Below are 23,904 nucleotides of genomic sequence, written 5' to 3'. Positions count from 1 at the left end.
TTATTCTGAAATAAGTTTTTTAATTTTTTGAATCGTTCCGCTACTTTTATCCGTCAGTTTCATAGTCTTTCTAACCGAATATCCTTGTTTTAACAATTTAACAACGTCTTTGTGTTCTGTTAAAAGAGTTTCGGTATCTTTTTTGAATCCTTCTTTTCTGCCAACTTTCCCGCCATTTTTTCTATAACTCTCATAACCCGATTTTATTCTTTGACGGATTTGAGTTTTTTCCATCTCACTTACAGAAGTAAGAATTTGTATTAAAAATTGAGACATCGGGTTGATCTCACATTTATCATTCAATGTTTCGATATTGTGATTTTTAATATAAAGAGAAATACAATTTTCATTAAGCAACTGAATTGTTTTAAGAACTTCGATGGTATTTCTACCTAATCTACTTAATTCCCAACATAGGACTTTATCAATTTTATTCTTTTTGATAAAGTTTATCATTTTCATTAGTTCTGAACGTTCCTCATTTTTTTTACCTCCGGAAATCTTTTCTTCAAAAATAGAAACTACCTCATAATTCATATTTTTTGAGAATTCTAACAATTCTTCTGTTTGTCTTTTGTAATCTTGACTATTTGTTGAAACCCTAGAGTAAATAACCACTTTCATATTGTATCATTTTAATATTTTATATTACAAAGATACGAAAAGTGTATCATTAAACCATAACTTTATTGATTAAAATGATACACTTTGTGGTTTGGTACAATTTTTAACTTAACACCCTTTTTGGGACAGAATTTCAATCAATTGTTCTCTTGATCTATCTCTGTTTGAAATCAAACCTGATAACTTACTTTTATCTTCTTGAGAAATTATAGAATTATGTTCTTTAATTTTATGAAACATATACCATTCAATATAGGAATTGATAAAAGTATTTAATGGGTAAATTAAATCTGTTTCAGAATTTCTTATTTCATCATAAATTTCAAGGTTTGACTTTAAATCAAAATCTTTCAATTTTATACACTTTGCTACTCTAATAAGAGCGGAACGTACCACCATAGTAACGTCTTGTTCTGTAATATACATTTTCATAAATTTTAAATTTCAATAAAATTAAAAAAAATAAGAATATGATGTCAACACGTAAAAACACTTATTTTTTAGAAAATATTCTTAAAGGTTTTATTCAATTTGTCATTTTCTTTATGTACTCTTTCATCCAAAAACTCATTGATATAATGTTGAGTAGTTGATAAGTTTGCATGTCCTAAACTTTTTGAAATGGTATAAATATCTTTATCAGTACTTTCAATCATTAAACTTGTATAGGAATGTCTTGCTAAATGACTAGTGAGAACAACATCTAACTCACATTTTTCTTGTAATTTTTTTAAGTACTTATTATATACCGCTGTTTTAGAAGACATTTGATTAAATTGGTATTTTGATAAAGTATATTTTTCGGAAGTGAAATCTACATCTTTGAAAATCTCATTATCTAATATTGGGAAAATGAACTTTTTAAGGTTCGATTTTGAATATTCTACAATAGTAATTATCAATTTAGTAATTAATAATTCTTTATGTTTATTTAGTGTGTCATACCAGCTTTCTAATTCTTTTATAAACTTCTCATCACCATCAATAAACTTTTGAATATTCCCACTTCTAATCCTTTCGTATTTTTCTTCAATCTCTCTAAAATTCATTGTAAAATTCTCTTCTAGGACATTAAAATTAAACTTGTGATTGATAATATCTAAGCCTCTATTTGGTAAATAATCTGCAATTTTTAAAACAATAATATCATTAAAAGGGATTCTATGCTGTGTTTTTGTTTTTAGTTGATAAAAGTTAATTTCACCATCTTTGATATTTCCCCATCTCAAAGTCATTAAATCACTTACTCGCATACCTTGCGCAAATATTTGAAACAAGAAGTAATTTTTAATATTGTAAAGAGGATCTTTAACTCCAAAAGTTGTTTTGAAAATCTTTTCAATATCAATTCGTTTTAATGTTTTCTTCTCTACAGGTGAATACTTGTTTTTAACTAAAATAAAGGGATTGCTTTTTTGTTGATAGATTCCAAGTTTTACCCCTTGATTATATACACTTTTGAATGTCTTAATATATTTAATGCAACTATTATTTAGAATCCCTTTCTCTTTTAGGTAAGTTTCAAAATCTCTTATGAATAAAGGTGTGATTTCATCAAATAATAAATCAGTTTTACCTTTAGAACTTAAGTAATTGGATAAATGATAAAAACCTGTTTTTTGAGATTTGTACGAACCTAGTCTTTTTCTAGTAATTAAGTGCTCTAATTGATTTTTAAAAAAATTAATAAAGGAAACCTCTTCAATTAAAATCTTTTCGGCTTCAGGTGTTTTGTTTAATTGTTTAAGTTCGTTTATAGTGGTTTCTATTAATGAATTTAACCGCTCGTGATCAGGATGTGTTTTTCTAACTTCTTTTTTATCAGGATTCCAAAACTTTTCTTTTATTTTTTCTCCAAGAGTTTCATATTTGGATTTTCGGTCTGTAGTTATTCTTATTTGAATTGTACCAAAGTCATCAGAAGAATATTTTTTTTTCAAACAAGGAATATAAGTTGTCTTACCCATAAAAGTATAATTTTAAAAAACAAAGATAGTGTAAAACAAGTGTAAAACAAATATAGCCAAAATATGTTTTTACCAAAATTTCAAATCACTAATAATCAATGTATTAAAAAATATATCTTTATTAAAAGGGTTTCTGGAGGTACCACAAAAACCACTCATTTGAGTGGTTTTTTTGTTTTCCCGGTTTGTAAAATAGGATTATAAAATCATTTCTTTATAAGAAAGTACCACTGGATACCCTTTTTCTTTGAAATAATCTTTAGGATTGTCTTTAGAAATTGCCATTACAAAATCGCCACCCCAAGCACCTAAGCTTTTTATTACACCTTTAAAATCTGGAAAAAGTTTTTCTTTAATGGTTTCAATTTCTAAAACATCACTCATTATAATTTCATGTTTTTCCATTTGTTTGGCAAATTCTTTTTCTTCTTTACAATCTATGGTATCGTAAGTTATGGTGTTTATTTTTGATATTACGGCATTTACATGATGGTGTTTCGACATATAATTCGCAATTGCTAATTTGCTGCTTTGCTTCTGATTCAAATACACAAAATGAATGTTTTCTTTGAATGATGGATTGAAATGAATCGCTTTGAAATGCGGTGTTTCATTTTCTAAATGATATACTATTGGCGAATTAGATTTTGCACAAGCAATATCGTAACCACTTCCACCAAAACTTTTTTGTAACAATTCAAAGACATCAATGTTTAGCCAATCGCCAATGCTATTTATTAGAGTAGAAGAAGTGCCTAAACCCCAAAGTCTTGGAAAAGTTAAGTGCGTTTCAATTTCGTAACCGTCTTTTTCTAAAAACGATGCATTTTGAACAAAAGCTTGATGTAAAATTTCGATCAACGTATTTTTTACAGTGAAATTTTTATCAGTAATAATTTTTTGTTCTATTTCTTTGAACAAAATCACATCTTCAAACCAAATACTTTTATCCGAATCAAAACTTGTCCATTTAATTTGGTTGTTATTTCCTGATTTCACGATTAAGCTTTGTCCGAATTTTGTAGGCAATGCTAATGCTTTTGCGCCATCTAAAACAACGTATTCGCCTGTAATGAGTAATTTTCCGTTACTGTAAAAAGTTTGGGTTTCCATTAACTTCTAATTTTTTCCAAATAATCAACCACTAAACTATGCGAAACAGTTGTTTCTTTGAAATAATCTAAAACTTTTTGTTTCTCTTCTTTGGTAGCTTGATGTTGGTTTAAGATATTCATTAAATGCATTTTCATGTGGCCTTGTTGAATTCCTGTGGTCGTTAATGAACGAAGTGCTGCAAAATTTTGCGCTAATCCAGCGGCTGCTACAATTTGCATTAATTCTTCTGCCGATGGTTTTCCTAATAATTCCATTGAGAATTTCACTAATGGATGTAATGAAGTTAAACCACCAACTGTTCCCAATGCTAAAGGAATTTCCATCCAAAAAGTAAAAATATCATTCTCAATTTTTACATGCGATAAACTAGAATATTGTCCCGATTTACTTGCGTAGGCATGAATTCCTGCTTCAACAGCTCTGAAGTCGTTTCCTGTTGCTAATACTACGGCGTCAATTCCGTTCATGATGCCTTTGTTGTGCGTTACGGCACGGAAAGGTTCTACTTCGGCAATTCGAACTGCGGTTGCAAATTTTTGAGCAAATTCAGATGAATCGATGTTTTTATCATCTGAAAGTTGGTTTATCGGACAAGAAACTTCAACACGAACAAGGCAATTTGGTACAAAATTGCTCAGAATACTCATTACAATTTGAATGTTTTTTTCATCCGAAGTAAAATCGGAATATTCCTGCGCTTGATTTTCTAATGTTTTAGCAAATTGCTCTAAACACGTATTAATGAAATTCGCACCCATACTATCTTTGGTATTAAAAGTAGCATGTAATTGGTAATAATTTGGAATTTCATTGGTTTTATTTCTCAACTCGATGTCTAAAATTCCGCCACCACGCTTTTGCATGTTTTTGGTAATTTCTTTTGTGTCCTCGAAGAATATTGGTTTTATTTTATTGAAAAAATCAGTTAGTTTTTCTGAATTTCCATTGAAAAGAAAGTGAACTTGACCAATTTTTTCGGTATTGATAATGGTAGCTTTAAAGCCACCGCGTTCACCCCAAAATTTCGCTGCTTTTGAAGCGGCTGCAACCACGGAACTTTCTTCAATTGCCATAGGAATTGTGTAACTTTTTCCGTTGATGGTAAAGTTTGGCGCTACTCCGTAAGGAAGATAAAAGTTGGTTAAGGTATTTTCAATGAATTCGTCGTGAAGTCTTTGTAAATTTTCGTCGGAATTCCAATATTTAGTGATGCTTTCTTTTGCTTCTTCAGGATTTACGAAATACGTATTTGTAATCCAATTTATTTTTTCTTCTTTAGATAATTTTGAAAAGCCTTTAACATTTTGATTCATAGCGGTGAATTTTTTTTCAAATAGGAGGCAAAGATACTAATTGGATTAATTAGGAAGACTATTTATCCATTTAATTAAAGTGGTTTCAAATAAAATTTTATCAATTGGTTTAATGATAAAATCATTCATCCCAATTTCTAAACATTTTTCTTTTTCGCCCGTAATTATTCCTGCTGTAATGGCAATAATTATTGTATTTGGATTTGTTTTTCTAATTTCAGTTGTTGCTTCATAACCATTCATTATTGGCATTTGAATATCCATGAAAATGATGTCAGGATTGTTTTCTACTGCTAAATCAACGGCTTCTTGACCATTTCTTGCTTCGTAAATGATGCAATTTGGAACTTTGTTCAATATTAATGTTTTGGTCAACAACATGTTTATTTTGTTGTCATCTACAATTAGAATTTTAATTGCGTTATGTAAAACCTCTTCCTTACTATTTGGGATTGATGGTTTGTTTTCTGAATTATTTCGGTTAAAATAATTCTGTAAAGCATCATGTTTTATTGGTTTTATAATGCTTTGTACGTTTTTATTTGTTCCAATTTCATTAAATTTCGAATTAGAATTTTGCATTACAATTATGGATATGTAAGGCAAATCATTTAACTCATTTATGATATTAATTGTTGTTGTTTCAGACAAATATTCTAAATCTAAAAGTAATAAATCGTAATTATTTTTGGAAATAAATGCAGCAATGTTTTCTAGGTTGTTTTGGTAAACATCAGCATTAATAGCAAAGTTTTGTAACATGTTTTTAATTATTGAAGCTACAAGTTCATTATCTTCAATGATTAATGCGTTCTTAAAGTTGTGTTTGTTTGTATTTAAGTGGTTGTTGTAAAATTCTGATTTTAAGTCTAATTCGAAGCTAAAAGTAGAACCTACATTCGGTTCGCTATCAATTTCTAATTTACTATTCATTAATTTAAGAAGGCTGTTGGTTATGGTTAATCCAAGTCCAGTTCCTCCATAATTTCGTGTTGTAGAATTGTCTTCTTGTGTAAAAGCTTCCAAGATTTTTTTCTTGTTTCCTTTTTTAATTCCAATACCGGTATCTTTAACACTAAATTTAATTTTAGACGAGTTATCATTTATGTTGGTCGACGAAACTTCTAGCTCAATTTGCCCTTTTTGAGTAAACTTGACTGCGTTATTAAGAAGATTTTGTAAAATTTGTTTTAATCGCATTTCATCAACCCAAATAGCACAATGTACATTTTTATGAATGTTTACAATGAGTTCAAGGTTTTTTTGATGTGCCATTAATTTCATCATATCAATGCATTGATTTATGATGGAATGTAAACTTGTTTTTTCGTTATTGATAATTAATTTTCCAGCTTCAATTTTTGAAATGTCTAAAATGTCATTAACGACATCTAGTAAAGTAGATGCCGATTGATTAACGGTTTCTAAATGTTGTTTTTGAATTTCTGTTAAATCGGAGTTTAAAAGCAAATTACTAAAGCCAATAATTCCATTTAATGGTGTTCTGATTTCATGACTCATGTTTGCCAAGAATTCTGATTTAGCTTTATTGGAAGATTCGGCTAATTCTTTTGCAATAACGGCTTCTTCGGCAACTTTTCTTTCTGTAATATCAATTAAAACGCCTTCAATGTATGCAACTTCGTTATTAATGATAATGCCTTCACCATATTCTTCAATCCAAACGTAATTGCCATCTTTTCGTCTAATTCTACAGGTAACTTTGTAAGGTTTTCTGTTGTGTAAAGCTTCTTCTATTCTGAATCTTAACTCTTCTTTTTCTTCGGGATGATAAAGGTCGAGTAATGTAACTTTATTACTCATAAAATCATCGCGATGGTATCCTGTTAATTTTTCAATTTCATCGTTTAGATAAACTTTTGTTCGAGCAGTGTCATATTTAACTAAGAAAACAGAAGCAGGAATGTTATTTGCTAACAGTCTAAATTTTTCTTCGCTTTCTGCAATTGCCTTTTCATTGTTGATTCTAATAATTGTTGAAGCAATATTGTTTGCTAATGTAAGTAAAATGCTGATTTCTTCGTCATTCCAAATGCGTTCAGTTTTACAGTCGTCAAAGCCAATAAAGCCTAAAAAAGTATCTTTGTAAAAAAGAGGAATTATTAAGATAGAAACAATATTTTGGTCAATTAAGATATCTTTGAAATTGCTTTCTGGAACATTCTTGGTTAAATTTATGTAAGGTTTCTTATTTAATATAATTTGTATAAAATCTGCAAATTCTTCGTGAGGCATATTTTGAAAAATAGGATTGTCTATCTCTGCTAAATCGGTTTCAGAAACCCATTCGAAACGTTGACTTATTAAATTTGTTTTGATATCATTTTCAAAATAATACAGGCGATCTACTTTTAAAACCTTTCCTATTTGCTCTATTGACGAATCGAATATTTTAGATTTATCTTTGTGAATTAACAAATTGCTGGTTACGTTTGCAATTGCGGTTAAAATTTCATTTTTGTAAATGATTTGGTTTTCAGCATTTTTTCTTTTGGTGGTTTCAATTGCAAGCGCTATTATTTCGGCAACAGTTTTTGAGAAATTAATATCTTCATTTGTCCAATATCTGAGTTCGTGAGTAGCTTCTAAACACAAAATATTGTTTAGTTCACCACCTATGTATATGGGGATATCTAGTAATGATTTAATGTCATACTTTGGAAAATATTCTGTGGTAAATTCTTCCAGGGATTCATCTTTAAACACATTTGAAGCAATAATTATTGGTTGCGATTCAATATTTGAAATGTAGTTGCTAATATTTTTCTTAGGAATTGACAAATCTGCATAATGTTTGTCTTCGCTATGTACATAAATGTTTTTTAAATCAATTTGGTCTTGCTCATAATTCCAAAGCGCCACTCGGTCAATTTTTAATCCGATAGCAGTTTCTTTACAAATATGTTGGATTAAAGCATCTAAATCTTGAAAAGTTAAAAAGTTTAATGTGGATAATTTATTTGAGACATTATTTAATCGACTGATTTCCTCAATTCGCTTGTGTTCTTCAAGTTCTATTAATTTAGCAGTTGTAATATCTCTAATTATACACGAAAATCCAGAGACCATATCATTTTCGTCTCTTTTAATGGTTACTTTTTGAGAAACCCAAATTTCTTCGCCATTCTTTTTAATTATAGGAAATTCTAAAATGTCAAATTCATCGGTTTCAGAAATAGAATCGACATAAAATTTTGACACAGTGCTTTTAAAATCTTCTCTAATGAAATCACTAAAGTGTCTTCCTAAAAGTTCTTCAAGTTTGTAACCTAGTGTTTGAATTGAAAATTTGTTAGCATAAATAATATTTCCATATCTATCGCTTTCATAGATAATGTCTTTAGCATTTTGAATTAAATTGGTATATTTAGTTTCTAAACTAATTTTTGAGGTAACATCTTGTCCTGTTGCTACATAAGTGTTGTTGGTTTGTTTAAAATCGGTCCATTGAATGAATTTGTAATCACCGTTTTTGCATTTTAATTTTCTGAAATAAACAGCATTTGGTTTGAATTTATTTGAATAATCTCCAGATTCAAATTCAGTATCTTCGGTTAAAGACCAAAATGCTTTTCCTAAAACTTCTTCGGGAGTATAACCTAAAATTTTAGTTATGGAATCATTACAATATTGAACGTTGCCTAAATTGTCTGCCGCAATAATTATAGAGTTTGTATTGTTTATAATGTCTTGAGTAAAAATGAGCCTTTCATTTGCTTTAATGTTTCTTATTATTTGCCCTAAATGAATAATCATAATAATAAACAAAGCATTTATAAGTGTTACGATATTTAATGTTTCTTCATTTTTTAAAATGGTAAGAAAGAATAACAGAATAAAGTTAATACCAATAAAAATAATATAGGTTGTAAATCGTTTAAAAATTGCAAAAGCAAAAAATAGCAGTAATAAATATTTTGAAAACAAAAGAAAGTTCATGCTTTCTTTAAAAAAACCATAAATTACAGATAAAAGCAGTAAATAAAAGCAAATTCTAAAAATAGTATAACTGTATCTAGCTATTTCTTTCTTTGATGTTATTATGAAAATGAAAACACAAAAAGCTCCAATGAGAAATTCAAAATAGGAACTAATGCTTTTAGATTCATTAAAAATCAAATAGAACAATTCGGCAACCGGAAAAATCAATCCGAGATACAAAAAATAATATCGATATTGTGCGTTGGAATGATGGTTTATAGTGTTTCTTAAAGTTCGAAAATCAATATTAGACGATTTTAATTGAAAGTTAAAAAACAACCCAAAAACGGTTAGTAATAAAATTAAATAAATAAAAACATATAGACTGGCAACAGCCGAGATGTTGGATAAAAAAAAGAATCCATTTTGTAGAGTTACTGCCATTTAGCGATGTTACTGTTTCAAATATAAATGTAATTAAATATTTTTATAAAATCAAAAAGTTTATTAAATCAAGTTAAAATTATGGTTAATTCATATATTTTCACTAAAATTGGGGTCTTTTAAGAATATATTAATTATGAAAAAAATCAGTTTAACAATACTATTTTTTGTAGTTAGCTCATTATCAGTTGTAGCGCAACAAAAAATTACGTTAGAAGAAATCTGGGGTGGCGCTTTCAGAACAAAAGGAATGGACGCTTTAAGTGCTATGAAAAACACCAACCAATACACGGTGTTAAATTTCGATAGAAATTCTAAAAGTTATCAAATCGATTTATACGATTTTGCTACTTTAGAAAAAGTAAGCACCCTTTTTGATACTAAAAATCATCCTGAAGTAAAATCAATTGATAGCTATTCATTTGATAAAAGCGAGAAAAAGATTTTAATCGCAACTAACTCAAATCCTATTTTCCGTCATTCTTTTACGGCGCAGTATTTTATCTACGATATTCCATCAAAAACGGTAAATAGTTTTACTACAAATGCCATTCAAGAGCCAACATTTAGCGCTGATGGAACCAAAATTGCTTACGCATTTGAAAACAATCTATATGTTCATGATTTATCATCAGGTGTAAAAATTCAAATTACGCAAGATGGCCAAAAAAATAAAATCATTAACGGTATTACAGATTGGGTTTATGAAGAAGAATTTGCCTTCGTAAAAGCGTATGATTGGAATGTAACTGGTACAAAAATCGCTTACATCAAGTTTGATGAAACGGAAGTTCCAGAATTTTCTATGGACATGTATAATGAAGGTTTATATCCAACGCAAACTGTTTTTAAATATCCAAAAGCGGGTGAAAAAAACGCAATTGTTTCGTTGCACATTTTCGATTTAAAATCAGGAACAACAAAGAAAATCAATTTAGGAGATTACAAAGATTTTTATATTCCAAGAATCAAATGGACGAATGATGCTGCTACTTTGAGTGTTCAAGTAATGAATCGTCACCAAAATAATTTAGACTTACATTTTGTAGATGCAAACGCTGGAACAACAAAAATTGTTTTAAACGAAAAAGACGCAGCTTATGTTGATGTTACTGATAACTTAACTTTCTTGAAAGACAATAGTTTTATCTGGACATCAGAAAAAGACGGATTCAATCATATTTACCATTATGATAAATCAGGTAAATTGAAAAAACAAATTACTTCTGGAAAATGGGAAGTAACAAACTATTACGGTTTTGATGAAAAATCAGGAATGGTTTACTACCAATCTGTAGAGAATGGTTCTATCAATAGAGATGTTTACGCAATCAAAGTTGATGGAAAATCAAAAGTAAGATTGTCATCAAAAACAGGAACAAATTCAGCAACTTTTAGTCCAAATTTCCAATTCTTTATCAATACGTATTCAAGTGCAACTTCGGCACCAACTTATACTTTAAATGATTCTAAAACAGGAGCAGTTATTAAAACTATTGTTTCAAATGAAGCTGTTGAACAAAAATTAGCAAAATACGATGTAGCTCCAAAAGAGTTTTTCGTATTAACTACAGAAAAAGGGCATCAATTAAACGCTTGGATGATTAAACCGAAAAATTTTGATGCTACTAAGAAATATCCAGTTTTCATGTTTCAATATTCTGGACCAGGTTCTCAACAAGTAGCGAATACTTGGAACGGAACTAATGATTATTGGTTCATGATGTTAGCGCAACAAGGCTATATCGTAGCTTGTGTAGATGGAAGAGGAACTGGTTTCAAAGGAGCTGCTTTCAAAAAATGTACCCAAAAAGAATTAGGAAAGTTTGAAGTAGAAGATCAAATTGATGCGGCTAAAGTAATCGGAAAATACAACTACGTTGACGCATCTAGAATTGGAATTTTTGGATGGAGTTATGGCGGATTCATGTCGTCTAACTGTTTGTTCCAAGGTGCTGATGTATTCAAAATGGCAATTGCAGTAGCTCCAGTAACTTCTTGGAGATATTATGATAGTATTTATACAGAAAGATACATGCAAACACCACAAGAAAATGCAAGTGGTTATGATAACAATTCACCAATCAATCACGTAAGTAAATTAAAGGGAAACTTCTTGTTAATTCACGGAACAGCTGATGACAACGTTCACGTTCAAAACACTATGAAAATGGTAGAGGCTTTAGTGCAAGCCAACAAACAATTCGATTGGGCAATTTATCCAGATAAAAACCACGGAATTTATGGTGGAAAAACCCGCCTACAATTGTACACTAAAATGACCAATTACATCAAAGAAAAATTATAATAAACCAATAAACTAAAACAAATTATATGGAAAACAATGCTGTAAAAACGGGACATCCTAAAGGGCTGTACTTTTTATTCTTCACAGAAATGTGGGAGCGATTCAGTTATTATGGAATGAGAGCTATCTTTATTCTATTTATGACTAAAGTATTATTAATGAAAGATGCTGATGCTTCTGAAATTTACGGAAGTTATACAGGATTAGTATACTTAACACCCCTTTTAGGAGGTTATTTGTGCGACAAGTTTTTAGGTAATAGAAGAAGTATTGTAATTGGAGGTCTTTTAATGGCAATTGGTCAGTTCTTCATGTTTTTCAGTGCTTCGGTTGGAGCAAATGGAGGTGTTTCGTTAATGTGGATGGGATTAACCGCAATTATCATTGGTAATGGTTTCTTTAAACCAAATATTTCAACCATGGTGGGACAATTATATCCTGCAAACGACAGAAGAATCGACAGTGCATTTACCATTTTCTACATGGGAATTAACTTAGGGGCTTTCTTTTCGCCTTTAGTTTGTGGATCTATGGATTTTAAATGGGGATTTTTAGCAGCCGGAGTAGGAATGTTGATTGGTTTAGTTGCTTTTGTTTTAGGTCAAAAAAAATATTTGGTTTCAGAAGAAGGAAAATCAATTGGATTGCCAGTTAAAAAGTTAGATGTTAAAAGTATCGCTATGATTATTGGTTCAATTGGAATTATTTTCTTTATGTTGAACTTCAAACAAATGTTTAAAAGTGATGTAGATATTATTAGTTACTTCATCTATGGTGCTATGGTGGCAATGCCAATTTTAATTTTTAGTGATAAAAGTTTAACTAAAATTGAAACACAAAGAATTACGGTAATTTTCCTTTTAGCGTTTTTCGTAATTTTCTTCTGGGGTGCTTTCGAGCAAGCAGGAGCTTCATTAACGTTATTTGCAGATAGACAAACAGAGCGAACCATTTTTGGATGGGAGATGCCAGCGTCTTATTTTCAATCAGTAAATCCTTTAGCAGTTATTTCTTTAGCGCCAATTATGACTATCGTTTGGGGATTCTTGTATGCTAGAAAATTAGAGCCATCTTCTCCTAAGAAAATGGCGATTGGACTTGGTTTAGTTGCTTTAGGATATGTAGTAATTGCAATTGCTGTAAAAGGTTTAGGGTTAGGTGAAAAAGTTTCTATGTGGTGGTTAATTGGATTATATGTAATTCATACGATTGGAGAATTATGTTTATCGCCAATTGGTTTATCAATGGTTTCCAAATTAGCTCCTTTACGTTTGTCATCTTTAATGATGGGAACTTGGTTCTTAGCAAATGCGGCTGCAAATAAATTCGCAGGAACATTAAGTGCTTTAATTCCTGGTGGTGAAGACGGAACAGGTGGTGCAACATCTTTCTTAGGATTCCAAATCACGAATTTATATGAGTTCTTCATTTTGTTCATTATCATGTCGGGAGCTGCTGCTGCAATTTTATTTGTATTGAGTTCTTGGTTAGAAAAAAGAATGCACAACGACCACGTAGAAGGCCAACCAGAATAGATTCGAATTTTAAAATATTTTTTATATCTTTCAAACCTACAAGAAACCCTTGTAGGTTTGTTTTTTTAATACAATAAATTATGTGGAAAAGTCATCCTAAAGCATTGCCTTACTTGTTTTTATCTGAAATGTGGGAGCGTTTCGGTTACTATTTAATGATTGGTATTTTTACCCTTTATTTAAAAGATGTCGAAGCCGGATTCGCTATGACCGAGAAAGAAGCATCCGATTTATACGGAACTTTTATCGCTTTAGTCTTCTTAACACCTTTCATTGGTGGTTTAGTTGCTGATAGATATTGGGGTTATAAAAAATCCATTGTTATAGGTGGATTAATGATGGGAGCTGGTTATTTCATGATGGGAATTCATGATGTTACCATGCTTTACATCGCCATGACATTAGTAATTGTAGGTAATGGTTTTTTCAAACCAAATATTTCAACATTATTAGGAAACTTCTATTCAGAGGATAAATATAAAGACAAAAAAGACGAAGGGTACAACATTTTCTACATGGGAATTAACGTTGGAGCTTTCATTTGTAACTTCTTTGGAGCTGCTTTACAAATTTTATTAGGTTGGCAATATGCTTTCATGGCGGCTGGTGTTGGAATGTTTATTGGTGTAATCGTTTTCATTTTAGGAACAAAACATTATGGCGATAAAACAGAAAAAAAAGGAGTACAACCAGGCGATATGCCTTTCTGGAAAATTGTAATGTTTATTTTAGTACCATCTGCAGTTTTTGGAGTTATTGGTTGGTTGTTAAAAGGAGTGACTTCTGAGGCTAATCCAAACGGTTATATTTTTGGTTCGGATAGTACAGATGCTTTTATTTTCGCTTGTATTCCCGTAATTTTCTTCTACGGAAGTTTATATTTTAAAGCCAAAGTAGAAGACAAAAGACCAATCGGTGCTTTGTTAACCATTTTCGCAGTGGTAATTTTATTTTGGGCTGTTTTCAAATTGAATGGTTCAGCTCTAACAACTTGGGCAGATCGTTATACAGATAGAGAAATCACAGGAACCACTCAAACGGTTTTTAATGGATTGAAATTAGCTAAAGAAGTAGAATACAAAAAAGATACCGTTGAATTATACGATTCAAGTTTTCGAATTCAAAAAGTAGATGGCGAAGTTCAAAAAACGGTTGATTATCCAGTTTATTTCAGAAACGTAGCCAAAGATAAATTACCTGAAGAAGGTTCGAAAGTATCGCTTTGGGCAACCAATTTAAGTCAGTCAATCAATCCTGGTTGGGTAATTATTTTAACGCCATTAGTTGTTGCTTTCTTCACGTTTTTAAGAAGCAGAAAGAAAGAACCATCAACACCAACAAAAATTGCGTTCGGATTATTAATTTCCGCTTTATCTGTTTTAGTAATGATTGCTGCCGTAAATATGGGAGCAAACGGAACCGAAAAAGTAAGCGTTTGGTGGTTAGTTGCCAATTATGGTGTTATCACAATTGGAGAATTATTTTTGAGTCCGATGGGATTGTCTGTTGTCTCTAAATTAAGTCCAACGAACATTACTTCTTTAATGATGGGTGGTTGGTTTTTATCTACTTCTATAGGAAATAAATTAAGTGGAGTTTTAGCGAGTCTTTGGGATACCTATGATAACAAACAAGACTTCTTTTGGGTTAACTTCGGATTATTAATGTTTGCAACCATGTTGATGTTTGTTTTATTGAAACAACTTAATAAGGTAATGCAAGAAAAAGGAATTCACTAAGCATGGAAAAAGAAATAACAATTGAAGAAATTCAAAATTTTGAAGGAAAGTATCCAAAACAACTTTGGTATTTATTTACTGTAGAAATGTGGGAGCGCTTCTGTTTTTATGGAATGCGTGGAGTGCTAACTTTTTTTATGGTGGATCAACTTTTATTAAAAGATGACGCTGCCAATTTGCAATATGGCGCCATTCAGGCCTTTGTGTATGCTTTTACATTCATAGGTGGAATATTTGCGGATAAAATTCTAGGTTTCAAAAAATCATTATTCTTTGGGGGAATTGTTATGATTCTTGGGAATTTACTGATTGCATTTGCTCCTCAACAGATGTTTTATTATGGAATAGCTTTTTCAATTATAGGAACAGGTTTTTTCAAGCCTAACATTTCTTCAATGGTTGGGGAATTATACCATGAAAAAGATCCAAGAAGGGATGCAGGATACGGAATGTTCTATGCAGGAATTAATATTGGTGGTTTACTTGGCGGTGCGCTTTGTATTTATTTGGGTAAATATCATTCATGGACGTTATGCTTTTTAGCAGCAGCAATTGTAATGGTAGCAGGTTTAATAACTTTTCTATTAACAAAGAAATACCTTGGGCCAATTGGAGATTCACCATTATTAGCAATGCCAGAATCGAAAAGAAAAATTAGAGAAATTGCTGTTTATGTAGGGTCTCTTTTAAGTATTCCATTCATTTATACTATGGTAATTAATACCGATTACACTGATTATTTCATGTACACAATTGGAATTGTTGCAATTGGTTATTTTGTTTTTGAGTTATTAAAATTAGGTGAAATAAGCTTGCAAAAAAAGTTAATTGCGGCATTTTCATTTATCTTTTTTTACTTCTTATTCAATGCAATTTATGAACAAAGTGGCGGTTCATTATCGCTATTTGCAAAAGATAATTTAAATTCTAATTTGTTAGGTTTTACCATTGATCCTAATGTTGTTAATAATAGTTCAAATACATTTTTTGTTATTGTTTTAAGCCCGCTAATAGGATTGTTATGGTTGTGGTTAGCAAAGAAAAAAATAGAACCTAATACATTAATTAAATTTGGAATTGGCTTTTTATTTCTTTCAGCTTCCTTTTACTTGTTCTACTATACTAAGTTTTTCGCAAATATTGACGGAATGACTTCTTTAAACCTTTTTACGTTTGCTTATTTAGTAACAACAATTGGAGAGCTTTGTTTAGGACCAATAGGGATGTCAATTATCACCAAGTTATCGCCTAAAAAATTGTTCGGAATGATGATGGGATTATGGTTTTTGGCAAGTGCATTTGGTCAATTAGCTGCTGGAAAATTAGGTGCCGCAATATCACAATCTAATGGAGGAACAACTTTAATGTCAAAATTACAATCTTATACAGATGGCTATTATACGTTAGCTATTTATGCTCTGGTTGCTGGGGTATTTTTGATTGCTATTTCGCCAATCATTAAAAAATTAATGCAAGAAGTTAAGTAACAGCTATTTTTGGCATTTTATTTGCTTAATTTTGTTTTATAAATTTATAATATGAAAAAGATTTTAGTTATAGCGTTTTTAACTTTGACGAGTATGTCAATACAAGCACAAGAAGAGTTAACATGGCATACCGATATGTCAAAAGCAGCTGATATTTCTATAAAAGAGAATAAACCAATGTTTTTGTTTTTTACGGGTTCTGATTGGTGTGGATGGTGTATTCGTTTGCAAAAAGAAGTTTTCAAAACTCCAGAATTTATCAAATGGGCAAAAGAAAATGTGGTTTTAGTAGAATTAGATTTTCCCAGAAAAAATGAACAAACAGATGCTGTGAAAATGCAAAATGCACAGCTACAGCAACAATTACAAGTTAGAGGATATCCAACAGTTTGGTTTGTAAGTGCCGCTAAAACAGCTGAAGCTAAAGTTAATTTAACGGCTTTAGGAAGTACAGGTTATGTGGCTGGAGGTCCAAAAGTTTGGATTGATGGAGCTAATCAAATTATCCAAAACAAATAACAATTATTTCAATCTATAAAATCCCTTTTCGGCAATAGCATGAAAAGGGATTTTTTCTTTTCTACAAGTGGCTTCCCAACGTTTAACAATGTTTTTGTAGTTGCTTTTGTCCGCAATAATCACTTTTGGTTTTATTTTATGAATCAATCGTGATAAATTGATTTTAGGATTTTGAGTTAATATGATAATTTCAGGAGGAATAGAAGTTTTGTATATGCCTAAACTATCAACCACCAAAATTCTTTTATTTTGAAATGAAATCGCATTTTGCATCGGGAAAATTCGCAATGAATCGGAGAACGTTCCTCTTGTGTAATGATTTAAAGTCGTGTTGTGATTTTCCGGAATGTCAGTAAATGCAATAACACTATTTTGATTTTTGATTCCAATTAAAGTCGATTTTTCATTAAAAATAACTAATTCACTTCCTTGATTTTCGTTCCATTTTACACTAATATAACTCAATTGAAAAAGTAAAATGCTTGCTAAAATGTATTTTATATTTTTAACTTTTGTGTGATACATCCAATAAATAAAGGCAACGATAACTAAATACATCGAAAAAGTGAGCCAACCCGAAAACGAAATATTCGTGATAATGCCACTTTTAAATTGGGCAATCCAATGAATATAATCGTTCATAAATTGAATGCTGAATTCTAAAATTTTCCCTAAGAAAACTGCAACTATAGGAAGTACATAATTTAGAGGTAAAATCACAATTCCAACAATCAAAACCAAACTTGAAAGTGGAATAATAACTAAATTCGCTAATAAAAATAATAAAGGCAATTGATTGAAATAATACAAACTCAAAGGTAGAACACCAATTTGCGCTGCTAATGAAACTAAAATCGTATCGGTAAAGTAAACTGCTATTTTATTTTCGGAAAAATAGAATTTCTTGTAAAAAGGTTGAAACAAAACGATTGATAAAACGGCTGCATAACTCAATTGAAATCCAATATCAAAAATCGCATTCGGTTTTACCAATAAAATCAAAAAAGCAGAAATAGCTAACGCATTATAAATCGCTTTCGGCTGATTGAAATAATTTCCGATACTAATAAAACTAAACAAAGTCACCGCTCTTGTTACTGATGCTGGCAAACCTGTAAGCAAAGCAAATAACCATAAAATTGCTAAGACAATTAACAATTTAATTTCCGCTCCAAACTTTACTTTCTTCAGAGGTTTCAACAAGAACACAATAAAGAAGTAAATGATAGAAATATGCAATCCCGAAATCGCTAAAATATGAATCACGCCAGCGTTAGAATAATCGGCAATGGTTTCTTTGTCTAATTCTAATCGTTGCCCTAAAATCAAAGCGTCAATTATGGCTTTGGTTTTAGGTTCAAAATGATGAATCTCAAAACTTTTACTGAGATTATTTCTTAAATTTTCAATGTAATAATCTGTGGTTTTATGTCTTTGAATGATTTTAATTTGATTTTCTTGCGTGTAAATTTGATGGAAGACATTCTGCTTTTCTAAATATTTCGAATAATCAAATTGGTACGGATTGAAAGCTTTTGGAATCGGATAAATTGTGCTATTTAGCCAAATTTCATCACCTGAATGTAAGGTCTCAATATTTGATTTCGGAACATAAAGCAACAATTTTCCAGAAGCAATCGAATCATTAAAATGCGAAAGTGAAATGAAATATTTATGGTATTTATCATTCGGTTTTAAAGTTGTGGTAACGATGGCTCTAATCGAATTGGATTCTTCAAATGAATTTTTGGTGTAATGATGTTTCGAATTCAAATCGGAATGAATATAAAAACTCATCATTCCTAAAGTAAAAGCGAGTAGGTAAGTGGTAATTCCGAAAAGAGAATTTTGAAGCAAAGCTTTTTTACTTTTCCAAAAGAGGAAGCTAAAAATTCCCAAATAAGAAAATAGTAAAATTACAAGTGTTTGAAAACTCCACTGCAAGTGAAATGCTGCAATAATTCCTATCGCAAAACTAATGGTAATGGTGAGTAAAGGAAACTTTAATACTTTCAATCACTGTTGTTTTTGAAGTAGTATTTAGTTTTAAGGAGTTGGGACTTCTTAATTCCAAAAATATAAAAAAATCGTTAAGTTTATAATAAATCGATAAGAATATTCTTTATTTTTTGAAAGAATCTAGAATTAGTTCCGCAGTCTTTTTACTTGCGCCTTCGCCACCTAATTTTTGTTTTAAATCGGCATAATTGTTCAATAAAATGCTGCGACTTTCTGAATTCAAAAGTTTATTCAATTCTAATTTTAAATTCTTCGTGTTCAATTCCTCTTGGATTAACTCCTTAACCACTTCTTTATCCATGATTAAATTTACCAATGAAATGTATTTTAAAGTGATGATGCGTTTGGCAATTTGGTATGAAACCCAACTTCCTTTATAACAAACCACTTCAGGAACATTAAACAATGCAGTTTCTAAAGTTGCTGTTCCAGAAGTTACCAAAGCAGCGTGCGAATGACTTAATAAATCGTAAGTTTTGTTCGAAATAAATTTTACATTTTCATTCGTTAAAAACGTCTTGTAAAACTCATATTCCTGACTTGGAGCGCCAGCAATTACGAACTGATAATCCGGAAAATCTTTTACAACCGAAAGCATAATCGAAAGCATTTTAGCAATTTCTTGCTTGCGACTTCCTGGTAATAATGCAATAATTGGTTTGTCTGATAAATGATTTTCTTTTCTAAAAACTTCATCTGAAACTTCCGTTCTACTTGCAATAGCATCAATTAGCGGATGTCCGACAAAATGAACTGGGAAACTATGTTTTTTCTCGTAAAAATCTTTTTCAAAAGGAAGAATTACGTACATAAAATCCACATCTCGTTTAATAGCTTTAATGCGATTTTCTTTCCAAGCCCAAATTTGAGGTGAAATATAGTAATGTGTTGGGATATTTCGCTCTTTTGCCCAAGTAGCAATACGCATATTAAATCCAGGGTAATCTATAAAAATAATCGCATCGGGTTGAAAAGCTTCAATGTCTTTTTTGCAGATTTTGATGTTGTTCAAAATCGTTTTTAGATTCATTACGACTTCAATAAATCCCATAAAAGCCAATTCACGGTAGTGTTTTACTAAAGTTCCGCCCACATTTTGCATCAAATCGCCACCCCAAAAACGGATTTCGGCTGATGGATCTTTTTCATACAAAGCTTTCATAAGGTTAGAACCATGTAAATCGCCCGAAGCTTCTCCTGCTATGATATAATATTTCATTTTCTAATCGTCTAAATTTATAATTCCCAAGAATTTAATTGTTGCATCGCATGATGTGCTGTTAAATCAAATTGCACTGGAACAATCGAAATATAACCATTTTCTAAAGCCCATTCATCCGTATCAGTTCCTTTATCTAAATTGACAAATTTGCCAGTTAACCAATAATATTCTTTTCCTTGTGGATTTGTTCTTTTGTCAAATTCCTCTTGCCACATGGCTTTCGCTTGACGACAAATTTTTACTCCTTTGATATCTTCTTTGCTTAATTTTGGGAAATTAACGTTTAAAATTACCCCTTCTGGTAAACCATTTTTTAAAACTTCTGATGCTATTTGTTTTATATAACTTTTGATGGGTTCAAAATCGGCATCCCAACTATAATCTAACAACGAAAATCCGATAGCAGGAATACCTTCGATTCCAGCTTCTACTGCTGCACTCATAGTTCCCGAATATATGACGTTAATAGAAGAATTAGAACCATGATTAATTCCTGAAACACACAAGTCGGGTTTTCTTTTTAGAATTTCATTCACCGCAATTTTTACACAATCTACGGGAGTTCCGCTACAACTGTATTCTTGTTCAAGGTCTTTGTCTAAATGTACTTTTTCTAATTTTAAAGTGTTGTTTATGGTTATTGCGTGTCCCATTGCGCTTTGTGGACTATCGGGAGCAACAACAACAACTTCTCCCAATTCTTTCATCACTTCAATTAAAGCGCGAATTCCAGGAGCAACAATGCTATCATCGTTAGTTACTAGTATCAGTGGTTTTGACATTTTTTGTACATTTTTTGCTAAATTAAATAATTTATGTCGAAACCTTTTTTTTGAATGCTAAATTTTATGGGTTTAACAAAAAATTATAGTAATTTGCACACTTGTGGCATGATTTTTTGTGTAATTTAGTTGAAAATTTTTCAATGAAACGAATAGTGGAATTTATGAAAAGAAATTATAAGGTTATATTGTTGGTAACTGCTTTATCAGCAATACTGTGGAGTTTTATTCCTAGAGAGAAAACAGAAGATCCAGAAAAAGACAAGCTTTTATTAGAGCTATTGACGTTTGTTTTAGAAAAAGGTCACTATAGTCCAGTTGAGATTAATGATGATTTCTCAAAAAAAGTCTATAAAAAATATTTAGATAATATTGATCCTACAAAACGATTTTTTATTCAAAGTGATATTGATGAGTTTAGTAAGTATGAGACTTCAATTGACGATATGATAAAAAATAAAGATTTGACTTTCTTTAATTTAACAAATGCTCGTTTGTTAAAAAGAATGAGCGAGTCTAGAGAAATATATGAAGATGTTTTAAGTAAACCTTTTGATTTTACTGTTAAGGAAAGTATTAATGTAGATTATGAAAAATTGCCTTTTTCAAAAAATAAGTCGGAGTTAATGGATAGATGGAGAAAACAATTGAAACTGTCAGCTCTTTCTTCTATAACGGATAAAGAACAACTTGAGGAAGATAAAAAGAAAAAGGATAATGCGTATGAGATGAAATCATTTGATGTGATTGAGAAAGAAGTACGCGAAAACTCATTAAAATCATTAAATGAGTATTTTGACTTCATAGAGAAAGAGTTAGAAAGAGACGATTGGTTTGCAATATTTTTAAATTCTATTGTGGAACGCTTTGATCCACATACTTTCTATTTTTCGCCAGATGATAAAGAAAAATTTGATGTAAGCATGAGCGGAACATTCCAAGGAATTGGTGCGCGTTTACAAAAGAAAGAATCTGGAGTTGAAGTTTCAGAATTAATTTCTGGCGGTCCGGCTTGGAGAGGAAAAGAATTAGAAGCGGGTGATTTGATTTTGAAAGTGGCTCAAGGAAAAGAAGAGCCTTTAGATATTGCAGGAATGCGTTTAGATGATGTAGTAAAAAAAATCAAAGGTCCTAAAGGAACTGAAGTTCGTTTAACAGTTAAAAAAGTTGATGGTACTATTAAAGTAATCTCAATTATTAGAGATGAAGTTGAAACAGAAGAAACATTTGCAAAATCAAGTATCGTAGTAAAAGATGGTAAAAAATATGGAATTATTTATTTGCCTAAATTCTATATTAGTTTTGAAAACAAAGAAAATCGTGATGCATTTAAAGATGTAGCGGCTGAGATTGAAAAACTAAAAGCACAAAACATCGATGGTCTTGTTATGGATTTACGCGATAATGGAGGAGGTTCTTTAGAAACGGTTGTTAAAATGGTAGGTTTGTTCATTCCAGATGGTCCAATTGTTCAAGTAAAAGCACCAGGAAGAAATCCTGAAATTTTGCCAGATCCAGATAAAAAAGTACAATATGATGGTCCACTTGTAGTAATGATTAATAATTTCTCTGCTTCGGCCTCTGAAATTTTTGCAGCAGCTATACAAGATTACAAACGTGGAATAGTGGTAGGAAGTAAACATTCTTACGGTAAAGGAACCGTTCAGAATGTAATTGATTTAAATCAGTTTATCAGAGGAAATTCTTATGGTGATTTAGGAGCGTTAAAAACTACTATTCAAAAATTTTATAGAATTAATGGTGGTTCAACGCAACGTGAAGGGGTTAAGAGCGATATTGTTTTCCCAGATCGTTTTTCTTATTTAGATATGGGTGAACGTGATGAAGAAAGCGCATTGCCTTGGGATAAGATTGAACCTGCTAAATACCAACCATTAAATGTTAATTTTGATAATGTTATTGCAAATAGCAAAAAGAGAATAGCTGCTAATCCAACTTTCAATTTAATAGATGAAAATGCTAAGTGGATTTTTGAGCGTAAAGATGAGAATGATTTTAGTTTAAACTTAAATGACTTTAAGAGAGAAATTGCGGCTGCAGATGTTAAGATTAAAAAGTTTAAAGCTATTTCAGATTACAACAATAAATATACTTTTACGTCCTTACCTGATGAAGTTGCTTTGTTTGAAAAAGACACTTTATTAAAACAGAAAAGAGAACGTTGGCACGAAGAATTACAAAAAGATATTTATGTGGAAGAAACTTTAAATGTTATTTCCGATATGAAATTGTTGACTAAAGGAAAAGGATTACCACAAAAAATAAGTATGAATTAAAATAAAAAAAATCCCGATTCAAAGAATCGGGATTTTTTTTATTAATCTAGTTTATCAAGTTTGTTTTGTGCTTTTTCTAAGTCTAATTGAAGTTCTAAAGCTTTGTTTTCTTTTTTAAGAATTTTCTCTCTCCATTTTAACTCTTCTTCAGTGTTTAATTTTCCTTTTCTTCTAAGCTTTTCAAATTTCTCTTTATCTTTTTCTAAATCTTTTTTGTTGTCTTCCATTTTAGATTTAGCTTTTTCTATGTTCTTTTTGGCTTTTTCTCTTTGAGCAATCGCTTTTTGAGCTTGCTTTAATTCTTTTTCTGCCTTTTTCTGAGCTTTTTCTGCTTCTTTCAAAGCTTTTTGACGTTCTTTTTCTGCCTTTTGTTGTTCTTTAATTATTTTTTCTTCTGCTTTTATTCTTTCTTTTTCCGCTTTTTGTTGTTCAAGTAGTAGCTTTTCTTGTTTTACTTTTACACTATCTATTACAGTTTCTTGAGCTAATGTGGCTTGTAAACTAAATAAACCCACTAAAATTAAAAATTTTATTTTCATGATCTTCGATTTTAAAATTATCTTTACAAAGGTAACAAAAACTAAGCCAAA

Annotated in this window: 16 protein-coding genes; 6 read left to right on the top strand and 10 right to left on the bottom strand. The window is 30.7% G+C overall.

Going from position 1 to position 23,904, the window contains the following annotated elements; genetic code table 11:
• The 6 genes from BP92_RS0106395 to BP92_RS15885 form a co-directional block, all read right to left on the bottom strand.
• Positions 1-624 carry a recombinase family protein gene (locus tag BP92_RS0106395; RefSeq protein ID WP_026725300.1) on the bottom strand — a complete coding sequence of 208 codons (624 nt, stop codon included), beginning with the start codon at positions 622-624 and terminating at the stop codon, positions 1-3.
• Positions 625-732: 108 nt separating this feature from the next.
• Complete coding sequence (locus BP92_RS0106390) at positions 733-1,050, bottom strand: hypothetical protein (RefSeq protein ID WP_150111878.1); 318 nt, start codon at positions 1,048-1,050, stop codon at positions 733-735.
• Between the two features lie 74 nt (positions 1,051-1,124).
• Positions 1,125-2,591 (bottom strand): site-specific integrase, encoded by a 1,467-nt coding sequence (locus BP92_RS0106385; protein WP_026725298.1) that lies wholly within the window; start codon positions 2,589-2,591, stop codon positions 1,125-1,127.
• Positions 2,592-2,789: 198 nt separating this feature from the next.
• Positions 2,790-3,704, bottom strand: coding sequence for a GYDIA family GHMP kinase (locus BP92_RS0106380; RefSeq protein ID WP_026725297.1), 915 nt, complete (start codon positions 3,702-3,704; stop codon positions 2,790-2,792).
• Complete coding sequence (locus BP92_RS0106375) at positions 3,704-5,020, bottom strand: hydroxymethylglutaryl-CoA reductase, degradative (protein WP_026725296.1); 1,317 nt, start codon at positions 5,018-5,020, stop codon at positions 3,704-3,706. Before BP92_RS0106375 ends, BP92_RS0106380 begins: the two co-directional genes overlap by 1 nt.
• 45 nt (positions 5,021-5,065) lie before the next feature.
• Positions 5,066-9,406 (bottom strand): PAS domain S-box protein, encoded by a 4,341-nt coding sequence (locus BP92_RS15885; RefSeq protein WP_026725295.1) that lies wholly within the window; start codon positions 9,404-9,406, stop codon positions 5,066-5,068.
• Between the two features lie 136 nt (positions 9,407-9,542).
• Between BP92_RS15885 and BP92_RS0106365 the strand changes: the two genes are divergently transcribed.
• From BP92_RS0106365 to BP92_RS0106345, 5 genes are all read left to right on the top strand, one after another.
• Complete coding sequence (locus BP92_RS0106365; RefSeq protein ID WP_026725294.1) at positions 9,543-11,714, top strand: S9 family peptidase; 2,172 nt, start codon at positions 9,543-9,545, stop codon at positions 11,712-11,714.
• 26 nt (positions 11,715-11,740) lie between these two features.
• A complete protein-coding gene (locus BP92_RS0106360) occupies positions 11,741-13,249 on the top strand; it encodes a peptide MFS transporter (RefSeq protein ID WP_026725293.1) in 1,509 nt (502 codons plus the stop codon).
• Between the two features lie 80 nt (positions 13,250-13,329).
• Complete coding sequence (locus tag BP92_RS0106355) at positions 13,330-14,988, top strand: peptide MFS transporter (protein ID WP_026725292.1); 1,659 nt, start codon at positions 13,330-13,332, stop codon at positions 14,986-14,988.
• A gap of 2 nt (positions 14,989-14,990) precedes the next feature.
• Positions 14,991-16,475 (top strand): peptide MFS transporter, encoded by a 1,485-nt coding sequence (locus BP92_RS0106350; protein ID WP_026725291.1) that lies wholly within the window; start codon positions 14,991-14,993, stop codon positions 16,473-16,475.
• Positions 16,476-16,526: 51 nt separating this feature from the next.
• Positions 16,527-16,994, top strand: coding sequence for a thioredoxin family protein (locus BP92_RS0106345; RefSeq protein WP_026725290.1), 468 nt, complete (start codon positions 16,527-16,529; stop codon positions 16,992-16,994).
• Between the two features lie 3 nt (positions 16,995-16,997).
• Here BP92_RS0106345 and BP92_RS0106340 read toward each other — a convergent pair whose 3' ends face one another.
• The 3 genes from BP92_RS0106340 to surE all read right to left on the bottom strand — a co-directional run bounded on the left by BP92_RS0106340 (position 16,998) and on the right by surE (position 21,017).
• Positions 16,998-19,010 carry a ComEC/Rec2 family competence protein gene (locus BP92_RS0106340; protein ID WP_035693011.1) on the bottom strand — a complete coding sequence of 671 codons (2,013 nt, stop codon included), beginning with the start codon at positions 19,008-19,010 and terminating at the stop codon, positions 16,998-17,000.
• A gap of 106 nt (positions 19,011-19,116) precedes the next feature.
• The gene (gene lpxB / locus BP92_RS0106335; RefSeq protein ID WP_026725288.1) at positions 19,117-20,232 is read right to left on the bottom strand and encodes a lipid-A-disaccharide synthase; all 1,116 of its coding nucleotides are present in this window, start codon (positions 20,230-20,232) and stop codon (positions 19,117-19,119) included.
• A gap of 17 nt (positions 20,233-20,249) precedes the next feature.
• Entirely contained in the window at positions 20,250-21,017 is a 768-nt protein-coding gene (gene surE / locus BP92_RS0106330) for a 5'/3'-nucleotidase SurE (RefSeq protein WP_026725287.1), read from the bottom strand.
• A 143-nt stretch (positions 21,018-21,160) separates the two neighbouring features.
• On the opposite strand from surE, the gene BP92_RS0106325 reads away from it, so the two are divergent.
• Positions 21,161-23,314, top strand: a complete 2,154-nt coding sequence (locus tag BP92_RS0106325; protein ID WP_026725286.1) for a carboxy terminal-processing peptidase — start codon at positions 21,161-21,163, stop codon at positions 23,312-23,314.
• Positions 23,315-23,355: 41 nt separating this feature from the next.
• On the opposite strand, the gene BP92_RS17010 is transcribed toward BP92_RS0106325, so the two are convergent.
• Entirely contained in the window at positions 23,356-23,853 is a 498-nt protein-coding gene (locus BP92_RS17010; protein WP_051604409.1) for a hypothetical protein, read from the bottom strand.
• Positions 23,854-23,904 lie beyond the last annotated feature (51 nt).

Source organism: Flavobacterium sasangense DSM 21067 (assembly GCF_000686885.1).
In the GTDB taxonomy this organism is placed as follows: Bacteria; Bacteroidota; Bacteroidia; order Flavobacteriales; family Flavobacteriaceae; genus Flavobacterium; species Flavobacterium sasangense.
Note: the sequence above shows the minus strand (reverse complement) of the source record. Positions and strands in the feature narration are given on the sequence as shown.